Origin of the sequence: Streptomyces sp. NBC_01429, assembly GCF_036231945.1 — a bacterium.
In the GTDB taxonomy this organism is placed as follows: domain Bacteria; phylum Actinomycetota; class Actinomycetes; order Streptomycetales; family Streptomycetaceae; genus Streptomyces.
The window spans coordinates 1361877-1381584 of record NZ_CP109599.1 but is presented as its reverse complement, the minus strand read 5'-3'; the positions used below and the strand labels follow the sequence as shown (position 1 = coordinate 1381584).

Sequence of the window (19708 nt, the reverse complement as noted above, 5' to 3'; positions counted from 1 at the left end):
GCTTCGGGCACGCCGCCGGGGGCGCGCTAGCGGCGCGGCAGCCGGAAGTGGTCGGCCCAGAACGCGCTCATCTCGCCCACGCGGGCGGGCACCAGGGGGTGCTTGCCGCAGGCCGCCGCCAGATGGTCGAGGCGCAGCGCGATACCGCGCCGCGCCACGTCCGGACGGGACACCGGCGCGGGCTGCTCGGCCAGTTCGAACGACGGCCCCGCGGTCCTGCCCCGGCGCCCCGACGGCAGGGTCACCAGCAGTTCCGCCAGCGGCCGCATCAGGCCCGTCATCATGTCGATCGCCGCGTTCATCAGGTCGGACCGCCGCAGGCTCTCGTCCGGGCGCTCGCCGAAGTGCTGGACCATGAGCTGGAGCGCCATGAAGTAGGAACGGTTGAACAGCTCCATGACCGCCCGGGCGTCCGGATCGGTGACCGTCTCGGCGGCCGGGTTCCCCTGCCCGAGGGTCGGGTTCCGTACGACGGGATAGGCCGGGTTCCACCGTTCGCCGCCCGGGTGCGGCCGCCCGGTCGGTGCGTGGTGGAGCAGCTCGGAGACGCGCAGGAACGACGTGTAGTGCGAGTCCTCGGCGGGCGGTCGCCCGCCGTGCGCGTCCTGAGCGGTGCGCGGCCCGAGCACCCCGCCCTCTCCCTGCTCGGTGATGACGTCGATCGCGAACAGCGCCCCGGCGAGGTCGTCGACCTCCAACTGGTAGTCGGGGTGGCGCCGGTTGACCGACTCCCGCAGGAAGAGGTGGTGTTCACCGCCGCCCCGGCCCTTCTCCACCAGGAACGGATCCGGGACGCGTTGCAGGCCGTCCCTGAGGTCCGCGTACAGCTCGCTCAGCGAGGCGTAGGGGTGCCGGTCGTCGTGGGCCGCGGGGGCCGCCCCCGTGTCGCCCCGCCGTACGTCGCCGACGAGGCCCTCCGGCCGCTCGATCAGTACGAACCGCTCGACGCTGCCCGGTCCCAGCCGCTCCAGGGAGAAGTCCAGCGGCACCGGAAGCTCGTGGTTGATCGTGCCGAAGTCGATCCGGGGCGTGTGGAACGGCTCGCCCACCGCGGTGAGGATGTTGTTGACGAGGAGGAAGTGGATCATCTCCTCGCGGGCGATGTTCAGCAGCATGCTGCGGATGCCCTCGTCGAGGGTCTCCCCGCCGTCGCCGCAGGCGAGCCGGAGCTGCTCGGGCGTCCACACCCCCCGCCGCACGTACTCCAGGCCCGCGCCGTGGGTGGGCACCGAGTAGGCCGCGTACAAGTACTGGAGCATGACGGCCAGTTCGATCGTCGCGGCGTCGCGCAGCGCCTTGACGAGCCGGCCGCGGGTGGTGATCCGCCCGCTGCCCTGTCCGCCGCGTGGACTGCCGCTGCCGCTCGCGCGACCGGCCGCCGGCACCGTCAGGAGTACCTCGTCCGGCGCCTGCTGGGCCCGCAGGTACGTCAGCAGGAGCCGCGCCTTCGGCTCGGACAGGTCCCGGGTCGGCGGCATGTAGTAGGTCTTCGCCTTGTTGCGCGGGTCGCACATCTGCCAGATCAGCTTCGCGTACGTCTCCACCTTGCACCGGTCCGCCAGGCTGAAGACCTCCGCCTTCATGAAGGAGTACAGGTGCTCGTAGTACGCGAAGACCTCCGCGTACACCAGGTCGAACGTCACCTCGTCCTGGCCGATCCCGGCCAGCCGCCAGTCGTCGGGCAGCACCCGCACCGACACGTACCCGGCGCCGGGCCAGTAGCCGAGCGCGTCGTCCCGGTCGTCACCGAGCGCGGCGGAGCCGGGGAGGTCCGGGTCGCACGGCAGGTCACCGGCGCCGGTGGACAGCAGGACCCGGGCGGTACCGGCCGCCCCGCCGCGCAGGGTGAACCAGCCGAGGCCCGCGTCGTCCGTGTCCAGCTCGCACGCGCCCGACCAGGTGCCGGAGCCGTCCCGCCGGCCCGTGCGCAGCCGGACGACCTCGACGTCGGAGCACCGCGCCTCGGGGGAGCGCGCGGACGGATCGCGCGGCAGGGCGCGGGGGTTGAAGAACTGCCGTACGCCGATCCCGCCGACGGCGCGGGGACGGCCCCGTACGAAGGACCGCACGCGCACCTCGACGTCGTGGTCCGCGTCGTCCGGGCCCCGGGGATGCTCCAGGAAGAGACACGCGTCATCGGCCTGGACGTTGATCTCCTTTTCGCGCAGGTGCACCACCGGGCCGCCGGGGCCGGTGCCCACCAGGCACAGCGCCTCCGCGGCGGCGGCGTCCGCCGGGATGCCGAGGGGGACCGTCACCAGGCCGCCGGTCAGGACGTACTCCTGCCCGAGGTACGCCTGCCGGGGCACCCGGGCCACCAGCCGGTCGCTGTCCGCCGTGCGCAGTTCGAGATCGCCGACATCGACGGGCACGGCGGTGATCATGTTGAGGGTGACGTGGCCGTCCGTCAGCTCGACGGTGAGGTTGTGCGGCCCGCGGGGGGCCCGGCCGGACACCCGGCGGTCCGGGACGAGCAGCCGGCCCGCCGGGTAGGTGCGCGGCTCGTGCGGGCGCCAGGGCGCGATCGTCCCGCGCAGCCGCCACCGGCTCGGCCGGTCGGGTGCCTGCGGAGGGGACAGGTGGCTGAGCGCGAACTGCACCACCAGGCCGCCGGCCTCCCCGGATTCCACCGCGGCCCGCAGCCGCCGCACGGCCGGCGAGCCGGCCGCCTCGTCGAGCCAGGTCAGCTCCTCGTGCTCGGTCACGAACTGGTGGACCACGGAGCGGCCCAGCGGCCTCGCCCGCCGGTGACCGCCGGCGTCGTCGATGTCTACGTCGCCGACACGGCCGGAGTTGTGCCACCTCGGGGGGTGGAAGCCCCGGACGGCTCCGGCGGCCGCGTACCCCACGTCGTGGGAGCGTCCGTCGCGCCCGAAGCAGAACTGTCCGACCATGAGCGCCGTGGTCCAGTCGGAGGACGGATCGACGTCGAAGACCCGGGCCCGGTTGACCGTGGTGGCCAGGTACTCGTTGTAGTGCCCCCACATGTCGACAGCGCGCCCGACCATCGGATCTGCGGTGTCGATGTCGCCCGCGCGGGCCTCGGCACTGACGATCCGCGCGTCGATCGAGAAGTGCCCGTTGCCGGCGAAGTCCTCGCCCTTGGCCGCGCTGAAGGGCCCGTCGGGCGTCGGCCGGCCCGTGCTGTCGAACCGCGGCCCCAACCGGTCGAGGTAGTCGTGGTACTCGGCGGCCGGCCGGTGCGCGGGGAAGGGCTCCCCGTCGGCGGTGAGCGCCGTGTTCGTCGCCAGATCGACGAGACCGCCGCGCGGCCCGGTGGGCAGGTGGGTCGTCGCCACTCCGCGGAAGTGCAGCCGGGGCAGGTCGAAGACGCTCACGCCGACTCCTCCGAGCGGCACGGCCGGGTGACGGCGAACACCCGGCTCGCCCGCGGCTCGTACCACTCGATCTCGTGCGCGGCGTCGATGGCCGACTCGATCGCGCCCTCGATCCACGCGGGCTTCGACGAGCAGTGCTCGCCCGCGAAGGAGAGGCCCTTCTGCGGCCGGGCCGCCTCCCGCCGCTCCGCCTCGCGGAGAGCGGCCTCCTGGTTCCAGCGGACCGTCGCCGCGCCCCGGGACCAGCGGCGCGTGCCCCAGTCCCGGGCCGCCATGCCCAGGATCATGCCCCGTCGGCGCAACTCGGGGTGCATCAAGCTCAGTTCCTTGAGCACGATCGCGTTCCGGTCCGCCTCGCTGAGCCGGCTGAGCGTGTCGGCGTCCGGCCCGATGCTGTAGCTCGCGAGCAGCACCGCGCCGTGCGCCGGATCGCCCTCGGCGGGCGGGTAGTAGGTCTGCCGTACGTGCCCGCCGGTGAAGGAGGCGCCCCCACCGATCCCGTCCTTCTCCCAGAAGGGTTCACGGCAGTGGAAGGCGATCTTCGTCGCCGCCCAGTACTTCGTCTGGTGGACGATGTCCAGCTTCTCCTGGTCGAAGCCGGTCAGGCGCATTCTCTTGAGCACCGTGAACGGGATGGTGCACACCACGTAGTCGCAGGTCTTGGTGAGGGTTCTGACGCCCTGACGGATCCGCAGCACCACCGCGTCGTCCCGTACGTCGATGCCCACCACCTCCCGGCCGGTCGAGATCTCACCCCGGATCCGCGAGGCGAGCCGCCGGGGGAGCGCGTCCATTCCGCCCCGCAGCCGCACGATGGTGGAGCTGGTCTCGTCCAGCACATCGTCGAGAAAACGCTCCAGGCGTGGCGGGCAGAACGACCGCACCTGCGGATGGTCGGAGAAGAAGGCGTGCAGATCGATTCTGTTTCTCGTGGTGCCACATCTGTAGGGCGTCAAATCGATGTGATCGACGAGATTCAGCAGTTCCACTCCTATTTCGTCGTGCAGTCCGTCGTAGAACTGACGCGGCGCGATGGCTCTTATGCTGGCATCCAGCCAGGCGCCGAACAGTAAGGTGTCGTCCCGGTACTGACGGTGAGGCAGCCCGGCGGCGAATTCGTCCACGAGCGTTTCATGGGCGTCGCGCACCCGAAGGTATCCGGCGGAACTCGGCAGGTAGGCGGCGTCGTCGGAGAACAGCGTCCGGAACTCGCTGACCTGGTTCTGTAGCCCCAGCTCGGCGATGTAGTGCATGGTCAGCCGGTGCCCGGCGGGGATCCGCATCGCGCCCAGCTCGGCGATCGGCCCGGACTGGCCGGCGCCGGGAAAGCGATGGGTGTGAACGCGGCCGCCGATCTCGTGGCTTCCTTCGATGACGTGGACGTGATGTCCGAGGCGCTCCAATTCATAGGCCGCCACCAGACCCGCGATTCCGGCGCCGAGGACGGTGACTTTCTTCGGTCCGCCGATGGAGCCGTCCCGCCCGTCAACGTCAATCTCCTGTAGGTGTGCCGTCACGGATTTCCTCCAGTACGCGATGTCCGAGGCCGGGGAGCATGTCCTGGATCGACGCCAGCGCCTTTCCCGGTCCTGGAAGGGCGATGCCGGGGAGTGCTGTCCGTAATTCTCCGCGCGGTGACGGCGCGCCCGTATCCCCCGGCGGACCCGGGCACGGACGGTTCGGTCGGCGATCCGCCGGCGCGGCCGGGGTGTCATGGCGGCGCCATCCCGCGCGAACGCGTGGGGTTTTCACCGCACCCCCGCCCGGGGCCCGCAGCGGGGCGATGCTGGCGTGCGTGGCCGAACGGCGAACGAGAGGTGCTGACGCGGCCAGGTCCGTGAGCGCTCCCGAGCGCTCCATGACCGCCGGGGCCGACCGGCGGGAACGGTGACACGAGAACCCGAGGGAGGCGACGTTGACGCGCGTGCTGATCGCTACCACACCGGCACCGGGACACATCGTCAGCATGCTCGAAGTCGCCCGCGAACTGGCCCGGCGCGGGCACGAGGTGCGCTGGTACACGGGCCGGGCCTTCCGCAAGCAGGTGGAACAGGCCGGGGCGTGCTTCGAGCCGATGAGCGCCGGGCTCGACTTCGGCGGCAAGAGCAGGGAGGAGGCATTCCCCGGCCACGCCGGGCTGACCGGGATCGCCAGTTTCACGATCGGTGTCCGGGACATCTTCTACCGGACCGCGCCGCGCCAGATGGACGACCTGCTGGCGGTGCTGGAACGGTTCCCGGCGGACTGCGTCGTCGCCGACGACATGTGCTACGGCGCGTGCTTCGCCGCCGAGCGCACCGGGATCCCGCTGGCCTGGCTCAGCAACTCGGTCTACATCCTGGGCAGCAGGGACACCGCCCCGCTCGGACGGGGGCTCGGGCCCAGCTCGTCGCCGCTCGGCCGGATACGCAACGCGCTGCTGAGATTCGCCGGGGACCGGGTGGTGATGCGGGACCTGCGCCGGGAGGCCGACCGGACCCGGGCGCTGGTCGGGCTGCCGAGGCTGAGGACAGGCGCCATGGAGAACATCGCGCGCCCACCGGCCCTCTACCTGGTCGGCACGGTGCCCTCGTTCGAGTTTCCGCGCAGCGACCTGCTCCCGGGCACCCACTTCGTGGGCGGACTTCTCGGACTTCCCCCCGACGACTTCGACCCGCCCGGCTGGTGGGCGGAGTTGCGCGGCGGCCGGCCGGTCGTGCTGATCACCCAGGGCACCACCGCCAACGACGTCGAGTGGCTGCTCGTGCCCACCGTCCGGGCACTGGCCGGCCGGGACGTCCTCGTCGTGGTCACCACCGGGAGCGGCCTGGACGTCGACCGGCTGCGGCCGCTGCCGGACAACGTCCGGCTGGAGCGGTTCATCCCGTACCACCATCTGCTGCCGCACGTGGACGTGATGGTGACCAACGGGGGCTACAACGGCGTCAACGCGGCCCTGGCCCAGGGGGTGCCCCTGGTCGTCGCGCCGCGCTCGGAGGAGAACCCCGACGTGGCGGCGCGCGTCAAGTGGGCCGGGGCCGGTGTGGTCCTCCGCCGGCGGGCCGTATCGGAAGCCGGCCTGCGCGACGCGGTGGCCACCGTACTGAACGACGAACGCTACCGGCGGCGCGCACGCGCCCTGGCCGAGGAGCACCGGAGCCGCGACGCCCCGCGACGGGCCGCCGAACTGATCGAGTCCATGGCCGATTTCCAGGGCCAGATTCCCACCGGAGGAGCCACACGGTGAACACCACGACGAACGTCACAGCAGAGACCGGCCTGGCGGAACCCCCCGAGACGACCATGCCGACGGACCCGGGGCCCTTCGACTGCATGCCGGATCTGCTGGCGGCCGCGCGGGTGGCGCCGGTCGTCCGGATTCCCTACCTCGACCACCACGCCTGGGTCGTGTGCGACCCGGAGCTGGTGCGGATCGCGCTCACGCACCCGCAGTTGGACAAGGACGTGTCCCTGGTCCCCGACTGGATGCGCAGGCCGGGTCTGATGGTGGGATCGCAGCCGGACCCGGAGTACGCCCGCGCCATGATCATGAGCGACGGCGAGCACCACGCGCGGATCCGGCGGCTGCACGCGCCGGTGCTGAGCCCGCGCAACACCGAGCGATGGGGCGCGCGGGTCAGCGTCAAGGTCGACGGATTCCTGGACGAGCTGGAGCAGTCACGTTCCGGAGCGTCCGCCGAGGTCAACGTGGTGACGGACTACACGCACCGGATTCCGCTGGCGTTCATCTCCGAGATGCTCGGCCTGCCCCCCGAGGCCGAGCGGCAACTGCGCGGCATCACCGACGTCATGCTCTACTCCTCCGACTACCCGGCACGCACGGCGGCGGTCGGCGCGCTGTACGGGGCGGTCGAAGGCTGGGTGCGTGACCCGGCCCCGCTGCGCGACGGCGTGATCACGGGGCTGCTGGCCTCCTCCGACGGGCCGGACGCGGCGGTCACCGAGGGCGAGGTCATCGTCTGGACACTGGGGATGATCATCACTGGCTACGAGACGACCGGGAGCCTGATCTCCGCGTCGCTGTACGAGGCGCTGCGGCGGCCCGCGCGGGAGCGGCCGGAGACCGACGACGAGATCAGGGCATGGGTCGAGGAGACCCTCCGGGTGCACCCGCCCTTCCCGCACCCGACCTGGCGCTTCGCCACCGCGGACATCGATCTCGGCGGCTATCTGATCCCCAAGGGCACCCCGGTGCAGGTCAGCATCGCGGCGGCGAACCGGGAGCCGGGCGAGGAGGCCGACAGCTTCGCCGCGGAGCGGCAGGGACAGGGGCATCTCACCTTCGGCCTGGGCATGCACTACTGCATCGGCGCCTCGCTGGTCCGACTGGAGGCGCAGATCGCGGTACGCGGATTCCTGCGCCGGTTCCCGCGGGCGCGGCTGAGCACCGGCAGCGCCGTGGAGTGGGAGTCGGAGTGGATGATCCGCCGGATGAGCGTCCTGCCCGCCACGCTGTTCTGAGGACGGCGGGCGGGATGCTCATCCGGCGGGCGGCGGGCGGCGGGCGGCGGGCGGCGGGGGAGAAGCGGGGAGGGACGGCTTCTCCCCGGGGTCCCCATCAGGCGGTGAACCGGCTCAGGGCCACCCGGGACCGGATCCCGAGCTTGCGGTAGATCTGCCGCAGATGGAACCCGACCGTGTGCGGGGAGATGAACAGATGGCGCGCGGCCTGCTGGTTGGTGAGCCCGCCCGCCACCAGTTCGGCCACCTTGCGTTCCGTCTTGGTGAGGCTCTCCCAGCCGGAGTCCGGGCGCTTCGCCCGCGTCCAGTGCCTGCGCCGCACGCCGAGCCGGCGCAGCCGGGCCCGCACGCGTGCGGCGTCCCGCTCGCCGCCGAGCGCGCCGTAGGCGTTCATCGCGCGGTCCAGCTCGCCGATCGCGGTCTCGTGGTCGCCGCGGCCGAGCAGGAGCCCGGCATGGTCCTCGGCCGCGGCGGCCCGCGCCCACGGGCTCCGGTGCAGCCGGCCCGCCTGGACCAGGGCCTCCACGTCTCCTTCGGCGAGCGCGCGGGCGTGCGTGGCCGCGGCGAGCACCGCGGGCACGCGCCGGTTGCGCGCGCGGAGGTACTCCGTCGTGTCGATCACCGCCCGGACCACGTCCGGCATGTCGGCCGCGAGCGCGCAGCGGACACACCAGGCCGCGGTGGCCGGATCCTCCAGGACGAGTTCGCGGAGCGCGCCGGCGTTCGCCCCGATCTCCGCCAGTGTCTCCGTCGCCGCCCGGGGGCCCGCCTGGGCCTCGGCCAACTGGGCGTTCAGCAGCCGGCGCGCGGCCCACCAGGGGCTGGAGACATCCTGCGGGAAGTCCTTCTCCAGGGTCCTGATGTGCTCCTCGGCCTGGGCGAGCGCCCCCCGGCGCAGCGCGACCTGGGCCAGCACCAGCCACGCCTGCGGCGCGAGCATCGGCAGGTACGGGCCGTCCGCGCCCACACCGCCCCGTACCGCCTCCTCGGCCTCGTCCAGGCGGCCCTGGGCGAGATGGAGCGGTGCCAGGAGCAGGGCCGGTACGGCGGTGGCCAGCGTCCTCGTCTCCGAGGCGGCCGCGCGGGCGGAGCACCGGATGACCGTCGCCGCCTCCTCGTACTCGTCGGTCCTGGTGAGCGCGAGGGCGAGGAACCAGCGCGGATCGAGGAGCTGGGTGTCCTCGCCCTCCCGGTCGAGCGTGACGGCTCCGCGCAGGGTCCCCACCGCGTCGCCCACCCGGCCCTCGCGCCACTGGCCGCACGCGTGGAAGGTCAGCGCGCCGACGCGCACGGCCCGGGAGTGCAGGTCGGGTGCGCCGACGATCTTCCGGGCCCGTTCGTCCGCGGTGCTGTCGCCGGTCAGGTAGGAGGCGGCGAGATGGGTGATCACGGCTTCCGGGTGCTGGAACCCGTCCTCACGCGCCGCGAGCGCGTCGCGCGCGGTCCGGTGCGCCATCCGCGTGTTCCCCAGCAGCAGCAGCGCGGCCGACATCGACGCCCGCAGCGCGCCGATGTCTCCGGTGAGCGCCGCCGGCAACGGGGCAGGGAGCCTGCTGGCCTCGTCGATCGTGTCCTTGGCGAGGGTCATGGCCCGGTCCAGGTCGCCCGCCCGGGTGAACGCCTCGACCGCGGTCTTCGCCAGCCGCACGCGCTCGGCCCGCCCGGGGGCCAGCAGCTCCATACCGCGGGTCGCCAGCCACGCCGCGGTCGACGGATCGGCGGCCAGCAGCCGTTGGGCTCCTTCGGCGATGACGCGCAGCGCCTCCCGGTTGCCGGGCTGGGCGATGTGCACCAGCTGGAGCGCGGCGCGTTCGATGCCGCCGGGACGCGCCAGCAGCATCTCCGCCGCCTGCCGGCGCAGCAGCGCCCGTAACGGTGGCGGTACGGAGTCGAGCAGCACGCGCCAGACCGGCTCGCTGCGGAACGCGAGGTCGTGCTCGCCGCAGACCAGCAGCCTCCGGCCGACCGCCTCGTCCACCGCCGCCAGCAGGCCGACCGGTGCCTCGCCGAGCATGGCAGACAGATCCTCCGGTGCGAACGGCGAACCGAGCACCGCCGCCAGCCGCAGCGCCTTCATGGTGGGCTCGGAGAGCGACCGGAGATCCCTCCGGATCAGCGAGGAGAAGCGCGCCGGTACCGGCGCGGGCATGCCGCGGCCGACCCCGGCGGGCGCGTCGCCGAGCGCGCCGGGCCGCAACCGCGAGGTGCCGTCGACCACGCACAGGTCGCCGTCCTCCGCGAGCCCGCGCACCAGCTCGATCACCGCACGCGGCGTGCCGTTGACGCCGTCCGCCAGGGCGAGGAGCGCGGGGGCGGGGACGGCTCCGGTGCAGTCGGCGACCAGTTGCGTCAACGCGTCGCCCGGCAGCGGCCCCAGCTCCCGCACCGGTTCCACCGGGACTCTGCCCCGGAGCTTGTCGAGACAGGTCTTCACCGGCTCGTACGGCGCGGCGTCCAGGTCCGGGGTGAAGGCGAGCAGCCAGAGGACCGGGCGGCCGCCGAGGGCCGCGACGAGGTCGCACAGGGCCGTCAGGGCGGGAGGGTTCGCCAGTTGTAGATCGTCGAGCGCGACGAGGGCCCGGAGGTGTTCGGTGTCGTCGCGCAGCCAGGCCCGCGCCGCCTCGATCGCGGACGCCGCGCTCGGGTGGTGGAGTCTGTCCTCGCCGGCGCCCGGGGTGTGCGGGTGGGTACCGGTGGGAACCGGAGCCGTCCTGCCGCGGGCGGTGTCGGGGCCGGCCGAGACGCCGTTGACGACCGCGAAGCCGTTCCTCTCCGCGATGGTGACGGCCTCGGTGAGCAGGCGGGTCTTGCCCGCGCCGGGTGGCGCCTCCACCAGGAGGACCTTGCTCCGCCGGGCGTTCGTCACGCCGCGCAGGTTCGCGCTGATCTGTGCCAGCTGTTGGTCCCGCCCGCGCATCTGCGGCAACGGCCGTGCGTGAGGACCCATGACGGCTCCCTGTCGCGAGGTCTAGTCCACGAACTTGACGCTTCTGAAGACGGCGCTGGTGTGGCCGTGCGGGTCGACGGCGTGGGTGGGAGTGCCGGGACAGCCCGTCAGGCTGTAGAGGAGTGCGGTGGCGTTGGTCCTGTTGAGGACGAGTCCGTCACCGGTGACGGACTCGCAGCGGCCGGAGGAAGGGTCCGTGAGCGTCTCCGGGGCCGAGCGCGTGGCGTAGACGAGCGTGCCGCTGGCCTGCCGGACGACCAGCACGCTGCCGAAGGGGATGTCGTCCTTCCCCGTGTCCGGGGCGACCTTGACGGGAATCCCGGAGCAGTTCGGGCTGGGGAAGAGCTGGACCTCCTGGTTGGTCAGGTTGTCGACGCCGATGCCGCCCGGGGAGGTGCGGCAGCCGTACGCCGGGTCGGTGACGATGTGCGATTCAGGGGGCGGGGTGTAGGTGAAGATCCCGCTCGCCGCGGTGGCGGTGCTGCCGGGCGATGTCAGGAACAGGGTGAGGGCGGTGACGGACAGCGCTGCGCGAGAGGTCGGCATGTGCGGATGGTCCTTTCGGCGGGCCGTACGGCCGCGCGGCGGAGCCCGGCCACGGGGGGCGGGGCCGGCCCACCGCGCGGTGGGCCGGCCGGCCGGCTGCGGGAAGGGGGCAGCCGATGGAAGGGGCAACCGGCGGAGGGCGTCAGCAGATGGGAGGGATCAGCCGATGAACTTGACGCTCCTGAACTCCGCCTCGTAGTGCTGCGCGTGCGGATCGAGCTCCACGGCATGGGTGCCGGCGCAGCTCCGCTCGGCGTACAACAGCGCGTAGGCGTCGGTCTTGTTCAGCGTGTTCTTGATGCCGGTGACGTTGTAGCACTTGCCGGTCACCGGGTTTTCCAGGGTGGCGAGCTGGTCGTTGGGCTGCGTGTAGACGAACGTGCCGGCCGCCGCGTACGCGCTGGTGGTGGTCCCCAGGGCGAGCATGGCGGCCGTGCCTGCTACGGCCGCGCACAGAGCAACGCGCTTCATGAGGAAGTTCCTTTCGGTCCGCACTTCTTGCTACTCCCCGAGTTCGTCCGACTCCATGGAGTAATGGATTCCAGGCTGGCACGGCCGCCACCCGGAAACCACCCCGCACAACAGGTCACTCCACGGCGCTAGCAGCACAACTGTCGCGGCCCGCACCTCCATACGCCCCCGGAGTGCCGGTATGGAAAGCCGGATGTGGAGGATCTTCGTCCGGCGGCGGACACATGAGGAGGTCCGGCGCGTGTCCCCGACCCACTCCCCGAGGAACTGCGAGATATGGGAGCGTGAGCGGGCGAGCGAGACGACGACCAGGGGTGCTTGATGCCCGGCTCGACGAAGAACGCACGGCGGACACCGACTTCGGTACACCCGGACTGAAGCGGTGCGCCGCGCGGTCACTGCGCCCGGTTCCGCGAGCGCCTCGGGTCCGCGACGGGCATCTCGCCACGCTCGGAACGCCGCGGTCCCGTTGTCCGATTCGCGCCGCGCGGCGGGCGACCGGCCCCAGGGAACGGGGGCGGCGAGTCGCGCAGTGCGCGCCGCGTGTCCACGGTGGCACGGGGTGACGCCCGTGGAGCTCGCCGGCGCGCCGGTGCGAGCCGCACTGCGCGGCGTGCCGGCGTACCGTGGCTTCCTGAACGCCTTCGGCCGGTTGAGCAGGCCCGTGGTGACGACCGAGTGTGTGAGTCGCGGGTGGCGCCACGTCAGGAACGAAGGGTGCGCAGGCCGGTACGGATTTCGCCGACCAGGATCTCGGGCTGTTCCAAGGCCGCGAAGTGCCCGCCCTTGTCGGCCTCGCCGTAGTGGATCAGATTGCTGTAGGTGTCTTCGATCCAGCTCCGTGGCAGGCGTGGGATGTCCTTGGGGAAGACGGTCACCGCGACCGGAAGCGTCAGCCGCGGGCCGGCGGGAGTGGCCGATCTGTTCTCCCAGTAGACGCGGCCGGACGACGCCGCGCTGTTGGTGAACCAGTAGAGGGATATCGCGTCGAGCATGTCGTCCGCGCTGAGGGCGTCCTCGGCGAGCCCGTGGTTGTCGGTCTTGGACTGGAACTTCTCGTAGATCCAGGCTGCCTGACCAGCGGGAGAGTCCGCCAGGGCGAATCCGACAGTCTCCGGCTTCGTGCTCTGAAGGTGGTTCGAGCCACCGAGATCGCCGGTGTAGAGGGCGAGGGTCTCCACGGCGTAGCGCTGTTCGGGCGACAAGGTGTCGGGTATCTGTGCGGGAAAGGCGAACTGGGTGTTCAGATGAATTCCGAGAAGCCCCTCGGGTCGCATGGCCCCGAGGGCGGTGGTGACGACGGCACCCCAGTCGCCGCCTTGCGCGGCCCATCTCGTGTAGCCGAGACGCTTCATGAGCTCCACCCACGCGCTTGCGATGCGCGACACCGTCCACCCGGTCTCCGTGGGCTTCTGGGAGAACCCGAACCCGGGGAGCGACGGGACGACGACGTCGAACGAATCGGCGGCGTCTCCTCCGAACGAAACCGGATCGGTCAGCGGGCCGATCAGCTTCAGGAACTCGACGATCGAGCCGGGCCATCCGTGCGTCAGGATCAGCGGCATCGCGTCGGGATTCTTGGACCTGACGTGGATGAAGTGGATGTCCAGCCCATCGATCTCCGTCAGGAATTGAGGGAAGTGATTGAGCTCGGACTCGAAGCGCCGCCAGTCGTAGCCGCGCTCCCAGTAGTCGACCAGAGCCCTGGCGTTCTCCACGCGAACCCCTTGCGACCAGTCGCCCACCGTCTCCGGGTCCGGCCATCGAGTTCTGGCCAGTCGCTGCTTCACGTCATCGATCTCCGCATCCGAGATCGAGATGGTGAACGGGCGGACGAGGGTCGAGGGTGGCGGCGTCGGTGCGGTCATCGTCTTCTTCTCTTCTCCTGGGCTTCGAGGCACAGCACAACCCTTCATTGCACACTGGTGTGCAGTGTATTTCGTTGCACGCCAGTGTGCAACACTGCTGTCGTGCCTACCGAGTCCTCCCGTGTGCGCTCCATGAACGAGACGCGCGATCGCATCCTCGACGTCGCCCTCGATGTGCTGGGAGAGAACCCCGACGCCGGAATGGGCGACATCGCCTCCGCTGCCGGCGTCGTCCGTCGCACGGTCTACGGCCATTTCCCCTCGCGCCTCGACCTGGTTCGGACACTCACGGCGCGGGCCGTCGCCGAGATGACGGCCGTCCTCGCCGAAGTCAACGCCTCCGACGTGGAAGCCGACGCGACGTGGGTCGAATTCATCGCCCGCGTCTGGCCGGTGGCGCACCGCTACCGCGTGCTGTTGGCGCTGCGCCGCGGCGAGTACGGCGAGGCGATCCACGGCCTGCTCGGGCCGGTCGATGAGCTCCTCGCCGACCTCGTGAAACGGGGCCAGGACGGCGACGTGTTCGCACAGCACCTGCCGGCGGGCATTCTGAGCCAGGTCGCCTACGGCGTCGTGTTCGCCATCGCGGACAGCGACCTGTCGAACGGGACCGTCGGCGCCCGAGCGGCGACGATCACGAGCCTGCTGATGCTGGGAGTTCCCGAGACGCGCGCGATCGCTCTCGTGGGCGACCGGTCCTGACCCGCCGTCAGGTGCGCCTGTACGACGCTCGGGCGTCCTGCCTCACATATCTCGCCAACATGGGCGTTCCGGACCACCTGTTGGCCCGGTGGGCGGGACATACGAACGTCCTGACCACCAAGAAGAGGTGGTACGTCGAACCGGGCGTGGAGGACCTTCGTGGAGCTGCCACAGTGCGGGGCGGGCCGCATGGGTCCGGAGACGACATACCGCGCTGTCGTGAGAGATTGTGAGATATGAGAGCGTGAGGCGGATGAGCGAGACACCACCCAAGACCCTGCAATACCGCTTTGACGGGCCAGAAGACGCCCCGGTCCTCGTGCTGGGTCCCTCACTTGGTACCACATGGCACATGTGGGACCGCCAAGTGCCCGAGCTGGCCCGCCAGTGGCGGGTGCTCCGCTTCGATCTGCCCGGTCACGGCGGCGCTCCCGCGCATCCCGCCACCAGCGTCCCCGAACTGGCCGAACGGCTGCTCGCCACCCTCGACGGGCTCGGCGTGCAGCGCTTCGGATACGTGGGCTGCTCCATCGCCGGGGCCATCGGCGCCGAGCTGGCGCTGCGCCGCCCCGACCGGATCGCCTCGCTCGCGCTGGTGGCCGCCTCGCCCCGCTTCGGCACCGCCGACGAGTTCCGGCAGCGCGGGGTGATCGTACGGGCCAACGGGCTCGACCCGGTGGCCCGCACCGCGCCCGAGCGCTGGTTCACCCCCGGGTTCGCCGCCGCCCAGCCGGCCATCGTCGAGTGGGCCGTCCAGATGGTCCGCACGACCGACCCCGGCTGCTACATCGCCGCCTGCGAGGCGCTCGCCGCCTTCGACATCCGGGCGGAGCTGGGCCGTATCGCCGTACCGACCCTGGTGCTGGTCGGCGCCGAGGACCAGGTCACCGGACCGGCCGAGGCGCGGACCCTGGTCGCCGGGATCCCCGACGCGCGGCTGGCGCTGGTGCCCGGAGCCTCCCACCTGGCGCCCGTGGAGCAGCCCGCGGCCGTCACGGACCTGTTCGTCCGCCATTTCTCCACCGCCTGGTTCAACCCCTCCGACACGGCCACCGGCCTGACGGTGCTGCCCGACCGGATGGCGCAGCCCTCCGTCTCGGCGCCCGCCGGACCGGTCGCCGAGATCGCCCCCGCCGAACAGCCCCGCGCCGTCTCCAACGGCCGCGCCGATCCGTACGAGGCGGGGATGCGGGTCCGCAGGGAGGTCCTCGGCAACGCCCACGTGGACCGGGCCACGGCGGTGGCCGACGGCTTCTCCGGCGACTTCCAGGAGCTGATCACCCGCTACGCCTGGGGCGAGGTGTGGACCAGGGAGGGCCTGGACCGCCGTACCCGCAGCGCGGTGACGCTGACCGCGCTGATCGCCGGCGGCCACCTGGAGGAGCTGGCCTTCCACACCAGGGCCGCGCTGCGCAACGGGCTGACCCCGGCCGAGATCAAGGAAGTACTGATCCAGACCGCCGTCTACTGCGGCGTTCCGGCGGCGAACACGGCGTTCCGGGTGGCCGGGGACGTCATCCGGGAGGAGACGACGCCCGAGGCGTAGCAGGATGGAAGGTGTCCGGCACGACCCGGGGGACCCGGCAGCGACGAGAGAGAGGCGGCGAGCGGTGAGACTCACCAAGAGGACCCACGCCTGCGTACGGCTGGAGAAGGACGGGCGCACGCTCGTCATCGACCCCGGCGCCTTCACCGAGGAGGACGCCGTCGTCGGCGCCGACGCCCTCCTCGTCACCCACGAGCACCCCGACCACTTCGACGAGGGACGGCTGCGGGCCGCCCTCGAAGCCAACCCGGCCGCCCGGCTCTGGACGCTGCGCAGCGTCGCCGGACAGGTCTCCGCCGCGTTCCCCGGCCGGGTCCACACGGTGGGGGAGGGCGACGCCTTCACCGCGGCCGGATTCGACGTCAGGGTCTACGGCGAGCTGCACGCCGTCATCCACCCGGACCTGCCGAGAGTCACCAATGTCGGCTATCTCGTGGACGGTTCGGTCTTCCACCCGGGCGACGCGCTCACCGTCCCCGACCACCCGGTCGACACGCTGATGCTGCCCGTGCAGGCACCGTGGAGCAAGATCTCCGAGGTGATCGACTACGTGCGCGAGGTCAAGCCGCGCCGCGCCTTCGACATCCACGACGCCCTGCTCACCGACCTGGCCCGCCCCGCCTACGACCGGCAGATCGGCGCGCTCGGCGGCGCGGAGCACGGCCGGCTCGCCTCCGGCGAATCCGTCGACCTGTGATCGCCGCGCCGGGCACTGTCGTACCCCGCCGCTAGGGTGTCTTCCATGCGCATCGCCACCTGGAACGTCAATTCGATCACCGCCCGGCTGCCCCGGCTGCTGGCCTGGCTGGAGAGCAGCGGCACGGACGTGCTGTGCGTCCAGGAGACCAAGTGCGCCGAGGCGCAGTTCCCGGCCGACCAGCTCCGTGAGCTGGGATACGAGTCGGCGGTCCACGCCACCGGCCGGTGGAACGGGGTGGCGCTGGTCTCCCGGATCGGTCTGACGGACGTCGTCAAGGGCCTGCCCGGCGGCCCGGAGTACGAGGGGGTGGCGGAGCCGCGGGCGGTCTCGGCGACCTGCGGCCCGGTCCGCCTCTGGTCGGTCTACGTGCCCAACGGCCGCGAGGTGGGCCACGACCACTACGGCTACAAGCTCGCCTGGTTCGAGGCGCTGCGCGCGGCCGTCACCGAGGACGCGGCGGGCCCGCGCCCCTTCGCCGTGCTCGGCGACTTCAACGTGGCCCCGGCGGACGAGGACGTCTGGGACCTGTCCCGGTTCGAGGGCGCCACCCATGTCACCCCCGCCGAGCGGGCCGCGCTCGCCGCGCTGCGCGAGGAGGGGCTGAGCGACGTGGTGCCGCGCCCCCTCAAGTACGACCGTCCGTACACCTACTGGGACTACCGCGAGCTGGGCTTCCCGAAGAACCGGGGCATGCGCATCGACCTGGTGTACGGCAACGCGCCGTTCGCCGGGGCCGTCAAGGACAGCTACGTCGACCGCGAGGAGCGCAAGGGCAAGGGCGCGTCCGACCATGCCCCGGTCGTGGTCGATCTCGACGTCTGACCCCACCGCGTCCGGGGCCGCTCCGCCCCCGCTCCGGTTCAGCGCGCTCCGGCGGCGGCGGGGGCCGGCCCGCCGGAGCGGGCGTGGCCGCGGATCGTGTGCCAGACGCGGTGGACGGTGGCCTCGGTGAGCAGGGGCGAGCCCAGGGCCGCGCGCAGGACCTGACGGCCGTCGACGGCGCTCGCCGTGAGGGCGACGGCCGGGTCCCCGGCCAGGCTCTCGGCGACCTCGCGGGTCCGCAGGTCGGTGTCGAGCCGGAAGACGACGAGGCCGAGTTGATGGGCGACGAGATGGAAGCCGGCCTCGCCCGCGACGAGTTCGGCCAGCAGCGCGGCCATGCGCACGTCGTGGCGGATGGCGTCGCGCAGCCCCGTCAGGCCATGGGCGCGCATGACGTACCAGAGCTTGAGGGCGCGCATGGGCCGCCCCAGCGGGATCTGCCAGTCGCGGTAGTCGACCACGTGTCCGGCGTCGGTGGCGTCGTTGCGCAGATAGGCCGGGGAGACGCTCATGGCCTCGGTCAGTGACCGGCGGTCGGCGGTCCACATCACATTGCACGGGGTGCCGGTCCGCATCCACTTGTGCGCGTTGACGGCGTAGGAGTCGGCTGCCTCGACGCCGTCGTTGAGCCACCGGTGCTCCGGACACAGGGCGGCCGAGCCCGCGTAGGCGGCGTCGACATGGAGCCACACCCCCTCCTCGCGGCAGATCCGGCCGATCTCCGCCAGCGGGTCGACCGCGCAGGTGTTGGTGGTGCCCACGGTGGCGACCACGATCGCCGGGACGGCGCCGTCCCGGCGATCGGCGGCGATCCGCCCGCGCAGCGCCTCCGGGTCCATCCGGGCGGTGCCGGGCAGGGTGGGGACGGCGGCGCTCTCGCCGAGGCCGGCGACGCGGGCCGCCTTGGCCACACAGGAGTTGGCCTCGTCCGTGCGGTACAGCCGGTAGCGGCCCTCGGTGCCGTGACCGCGCCACCGTCCGTGCGAGGCCCGGTGCAGGGCGGCGACGACGGCGACCAGCACGGCGGAGGAGGCGGAGTCCTGGATCACACCCCCGCCGTTGCCGGAGGTGTGGAGGAAGTGTCCGGGCAGGCCGAGGGCCTGGGCGAGCCAGTCGGTGACCACCTGTTCCAGTTCGGTGGCCGCGGGTCCGGTCGCCCACATCATGCCCTGCACCCCCAGCCCGGCGGTCACCAGCTCGGCGAGCACCGACGCCGGTGAGTTGCTGGTGGGGTAGTAGGCGAGGAACGCCGGGTGCTGCCAGTGGACCAGGCCGGGCACGACGGTGTCCCAGGTGTCCTGGAGGATCCGGTCGAGCGGCTCGCCCTGTTCGGGCGGCTCCGCGGGCAGGGCGGCGGCGGTGGCGCCGGGGGCGCGGAGCGGCTCCACCGGCAGCCGCTCGTCCGCCAGGGCCCGCCAGTGGTCGACGAGGTGGTCGACGGCCTCGTGGACGGCGGCGCGGAACGGCTCAACTTCGTTACCGAGAGACATGATGGCGAACTCCGAGCGATCGTGGGCTACCTTTCGTTCCGCTATGGAACGTCATATCCCGTTACTCGTCCTCGCCCCGCCCGACCGGCTGCCCGCCGGCTTCGACGGCCTGCGCGCCGCGAACGACGCCGGGAATGCCGGGGACACCGGGGGCGCCCCGCCGGACGCGCCCACCCACACGTTGCCGGACCCCCGCGAGGCCGCCTATGACGCCTACTTCCGCGTCACCCGTTCCTCCCGCCCCCCGGCGCCGCTCCTCGCCTCGGCCCTCCGGCAGACCCTCTCCGCAGTCCGCACCGGCCTTCCCGAAGCCGCGCACGAACCCGCGTTCGACGAGGTGCTCGCCGTCGCCGGCTTGACCGGGCCCCCGGCTCCCGCCCCGTCTTCCGTCTCGGCCCCCGCCCCGGCTCCCGCACCGGCCCCCGCCGACGGGCCGGCCCGCTGGCTGCACGGGCACCGTCTCTTCTTCGCCCTCATCCAGGCCACCACCGTCGGGCTCGCGCAGGCCGTCCACGCCGCCGAACCCGGCACGGCCGACCGGGGCGCCACGGCGGCGGCCGTCTGCCTGCGGGCCGCCACCGCCGCGCTCCGTATCGCCTCCGACTTCCCCGCGACCGACTACGAGGAACTCGTCCGGCCCTCCATGGAGCCGCCGCGGCAGCCACTGAAAGGGTTCTCCGGGCTCTGGTCGGCCGATCACCACGTCCTGATCGAGCACCTGCGCGTCTGGGGACGGTCCCCCGGGCGCGCGAGGGGGCCGACGCCGGGCGAGCCCTGCGCGCGGCCCTGGAGGAGGCGTACGCGGCCCACGTGGGCG

The 19708-nt window shown here is 72.3% G+C and carries 13 protein-coding genes; 6 read left to right on the top strand and 7 right to left on the bottom strand.

Annotated features, from left to right (window positions below):
• Positions 1-26: 26 nt before the first annotated feature.
• A complete protein-coding gene (locus OG627_RS05715) occupies positions 27-3338 on the bottom strand; it encodes a ferritin-like domain-containing protein (RefSeq protein WP_329062059.1) in 3312 nt (1103 codons plus the stop codon).
• Positions 3335-4855: a flavin monoamine oxidase family protein gene (locus tag OG627_RS05710; protein WP_329062056.1), complete on the bottom strand. Its 1521-nt coding sequence runs from the start codon at positions 4853-4855 to the stop codon at positions 3335-3337. Before OG627_RS05710 ends, OG627_RS05715 begins: the two co-directional genes overlap by 4 nt.
• Positions 4856-5262: 407 nt before the next feature.
• Between OG627_RS05710 and OG627_RS05705 the strand changes: the two genes are divergently transcribed.
• Both OG627_RS05705 and OG627_RS05700 read left to right on the top strand, forming a co-directional pair.
• Positions 5263-6564 carry a glycosyltransferase gene (locus OG627_RS05705; RefSeq protein ID WP_329062055.1) on the top strand — a complete coding sequence of 434 codons (1302 nt, stop codon included), beginning with the start codon at positions 5263-5265 and terminating at the stop codon, positions 6562-6564.
• A complete protein-coding gene (locus OG627_RS05700) occupies positions 6561-7799 on the top strand; it encodes a cytochrome P450 (RefSeq protein ID WP_329062052.1) in 1239 nt (412 codons plus the stop codon). Before OG627_RS05705 ends, OG627_RS05700 begins: the two co-directional genes overlap by 4 nt.
• A 97-nt stretch (positions 7800-7896) precedes the next feature.
• Here the strand turns inward: OG627_RS05700 and OG627_RS05695 are convergent, their stop codons facing one another.
• The 4 genes from OG627_RS05695 to OG627_RS05680 form a co-directional block, all read right to left on the bottom strand.
• A complete protein-coding gene (locus OG627_RS05695) occupies positions 7897-10746 on the bottom strand; it encodes a LuxR C-terminal-related transcriptional regulator (RefSeq protein ID WP_329062050.1) in 2850 nt (949 codons plus the stop codon).
• 21 nt (positions 10747-10767) lie between these two features.
• On the bottom strand, positions 10768-11292 hold the full coding sequence (locus OG627_RS05690) for a hypothetical protein (RefSeq protein ID WP_329062048.1): 525 nt from the start codon (positions 11290-11292) through the stop codon (positions 10768-10770).
• Between the two features lie 159 nt (positions 11293-11451).
• Complete coding sequence (locus OG627_RS05685) at positions 11452-11763, bottom strand: hypothetical protein (RefSeq protein WP_329062046.1); 312 nt, start codon at positions 11761-11763, stop codon at positions 11452-11454.
• A gap of 704 nt (positions 11764-12467) precedes the next feature.
• Positions 12468-13631, bottom strand: coding sequence for an epoxide hydrolase family protein (locus tag OG627_RS05680; RefSeq protein WP_329062044.1), 1164 nt, complete (start codon positions 13629-13631; stop codon positions 12468-12470).
• Positions 13632-13763: 132 nt separating this feature from the next.
• Here OG627_RS05680 and OG627_RS05675 point away from each other — a divergent pair, with 132 nt between their 5' ends.
• The 4 genes from OG627_RS05675 (at position 13764) to OG627_RS05660 (ending at position 17401) form a co-directional block, all read left to right on the top strand.
• On the top strand, positions 13764-14333 hold the full coding sequence (locus OG627_RS05675; protein ID WP_329062042.1) for a TetR/AcrR family transcriptional regulator: 570 nt from the start codon (positions 13764-13766) through the stop codon (positions 14331-14333).
• A 253-nt stretch (positions 14334-14586) separates the two neighbouring features.
• Complete coding sequence (pcaDC, locus tag OG627_RS05670) at positions 14587-15879, top strand: bifunctional 3-oxoadipate enol-lactonase/4-carboxymuconolactone decarboxylase PcaDC (protein WP_329062039.1); 1293 nt, start codon at positions 14587-14589, stop codon at positions 15877-15879.
• Between the two features lie 64 nt (positions 15880-15943).
• Positions 15944-16576, top strand: a complete 633-nt coding sequence (locus tag OG627_RS05665; RefSeq protein WP_329062037.1) for an MBL fold metallo-hydrolase — start codon at positions 15944-15946, stop codon at positions 16574-16576.
• A gap of 45 nt (positions 16577-16621) precedes the next feature.
• A complete protein-coding gene (locus OG627_RS05660) occupies positions 16622-17401 on the top strand; it encodes an exodeoxyribonuclease III (RefSeq protein ID WP_329062034.1) in 780 nt (259 codons plus the stop codon).
• Positions 17402-17439: 38 nt separating this feature from the next.
• Here the strand turns inward: OG627_RS05660 and OG627_RS05655 are convergent, their stop codons facing one another.
• On the bottom strand, positions 17440-18891 hold the full coding sequence (locus OG627_RS05655) for a pyridoxal phosphate-dependent decarboxylase family protein (RefSeq protein WP_329062032.1): 1452 nt from the start codon (positions 18889-18891) through the stop codon (positions 17440-17442).
• Between the last annotated feature and the right edge of the window lie 817 nt (positions 18892-19708).

Excerpts from the sequence above, each read along its gene's own strand:
- OG627_RS05655 (WP_329062032.1), bottom strand. The coding sequence starts at position 18,891 with ATGTCTCTCGGTAACGAAGTTGAGCCGTTCCGCGCCGCCGTCCACGAG.
- OG627_RS05675 (WP_329062042.1), top strand. The coding sequence starts at position 13,764 with ATGAACGAGACGCGCGATCGCATCCTCGACGTCGCCCTCGATGTGCTG.
- OG627_RS05685 (WP_329062046.1), bottom strand. The coding sequence starts at position 11,763 with ATGAAGCGCGTTGCTCTGTGCGCGGCCGTAGCAGGCACGGCCGCCATG.
- OG627_RS05690 (WP_329062048.1), bottom strand. The coding sequence starts at position 11,292 with ATGCCGACCTCTCGCGCAGCGCTGTCCGTCACCGCCCTCACCCTGTTC.
- OG627_RS05695 (WP_329062050.1), bottom strand. The coding sequence starts at position 10,746 with ATGGGTCCTCACGCACGGCCGTTGCCGCAGATGCGCGGGCGGGACCAA.
- OG627_RS05660 (WP_329062034.1), top strand. The coding sequence starts at position 16,622 with ATGCGCATCGCCACCTGGAACGTCAATTCGATCACCGCCCGGCTGCCC.
- pcaDC (WP_329062039.1), top strand. The coding sequence starts at position 14,587 with ATGAGCGAGACACCACCCAAGACCCTGCAATACCGCTTTGACGGGCCA.
- OG627_RS05680 (WP_329062044.1), bottom strand. The coding sequence starts at position 13,631 with ATGACCGCACCGACGCCGCCACCCTCGACCCTCGTCCGCCCGTTCACC.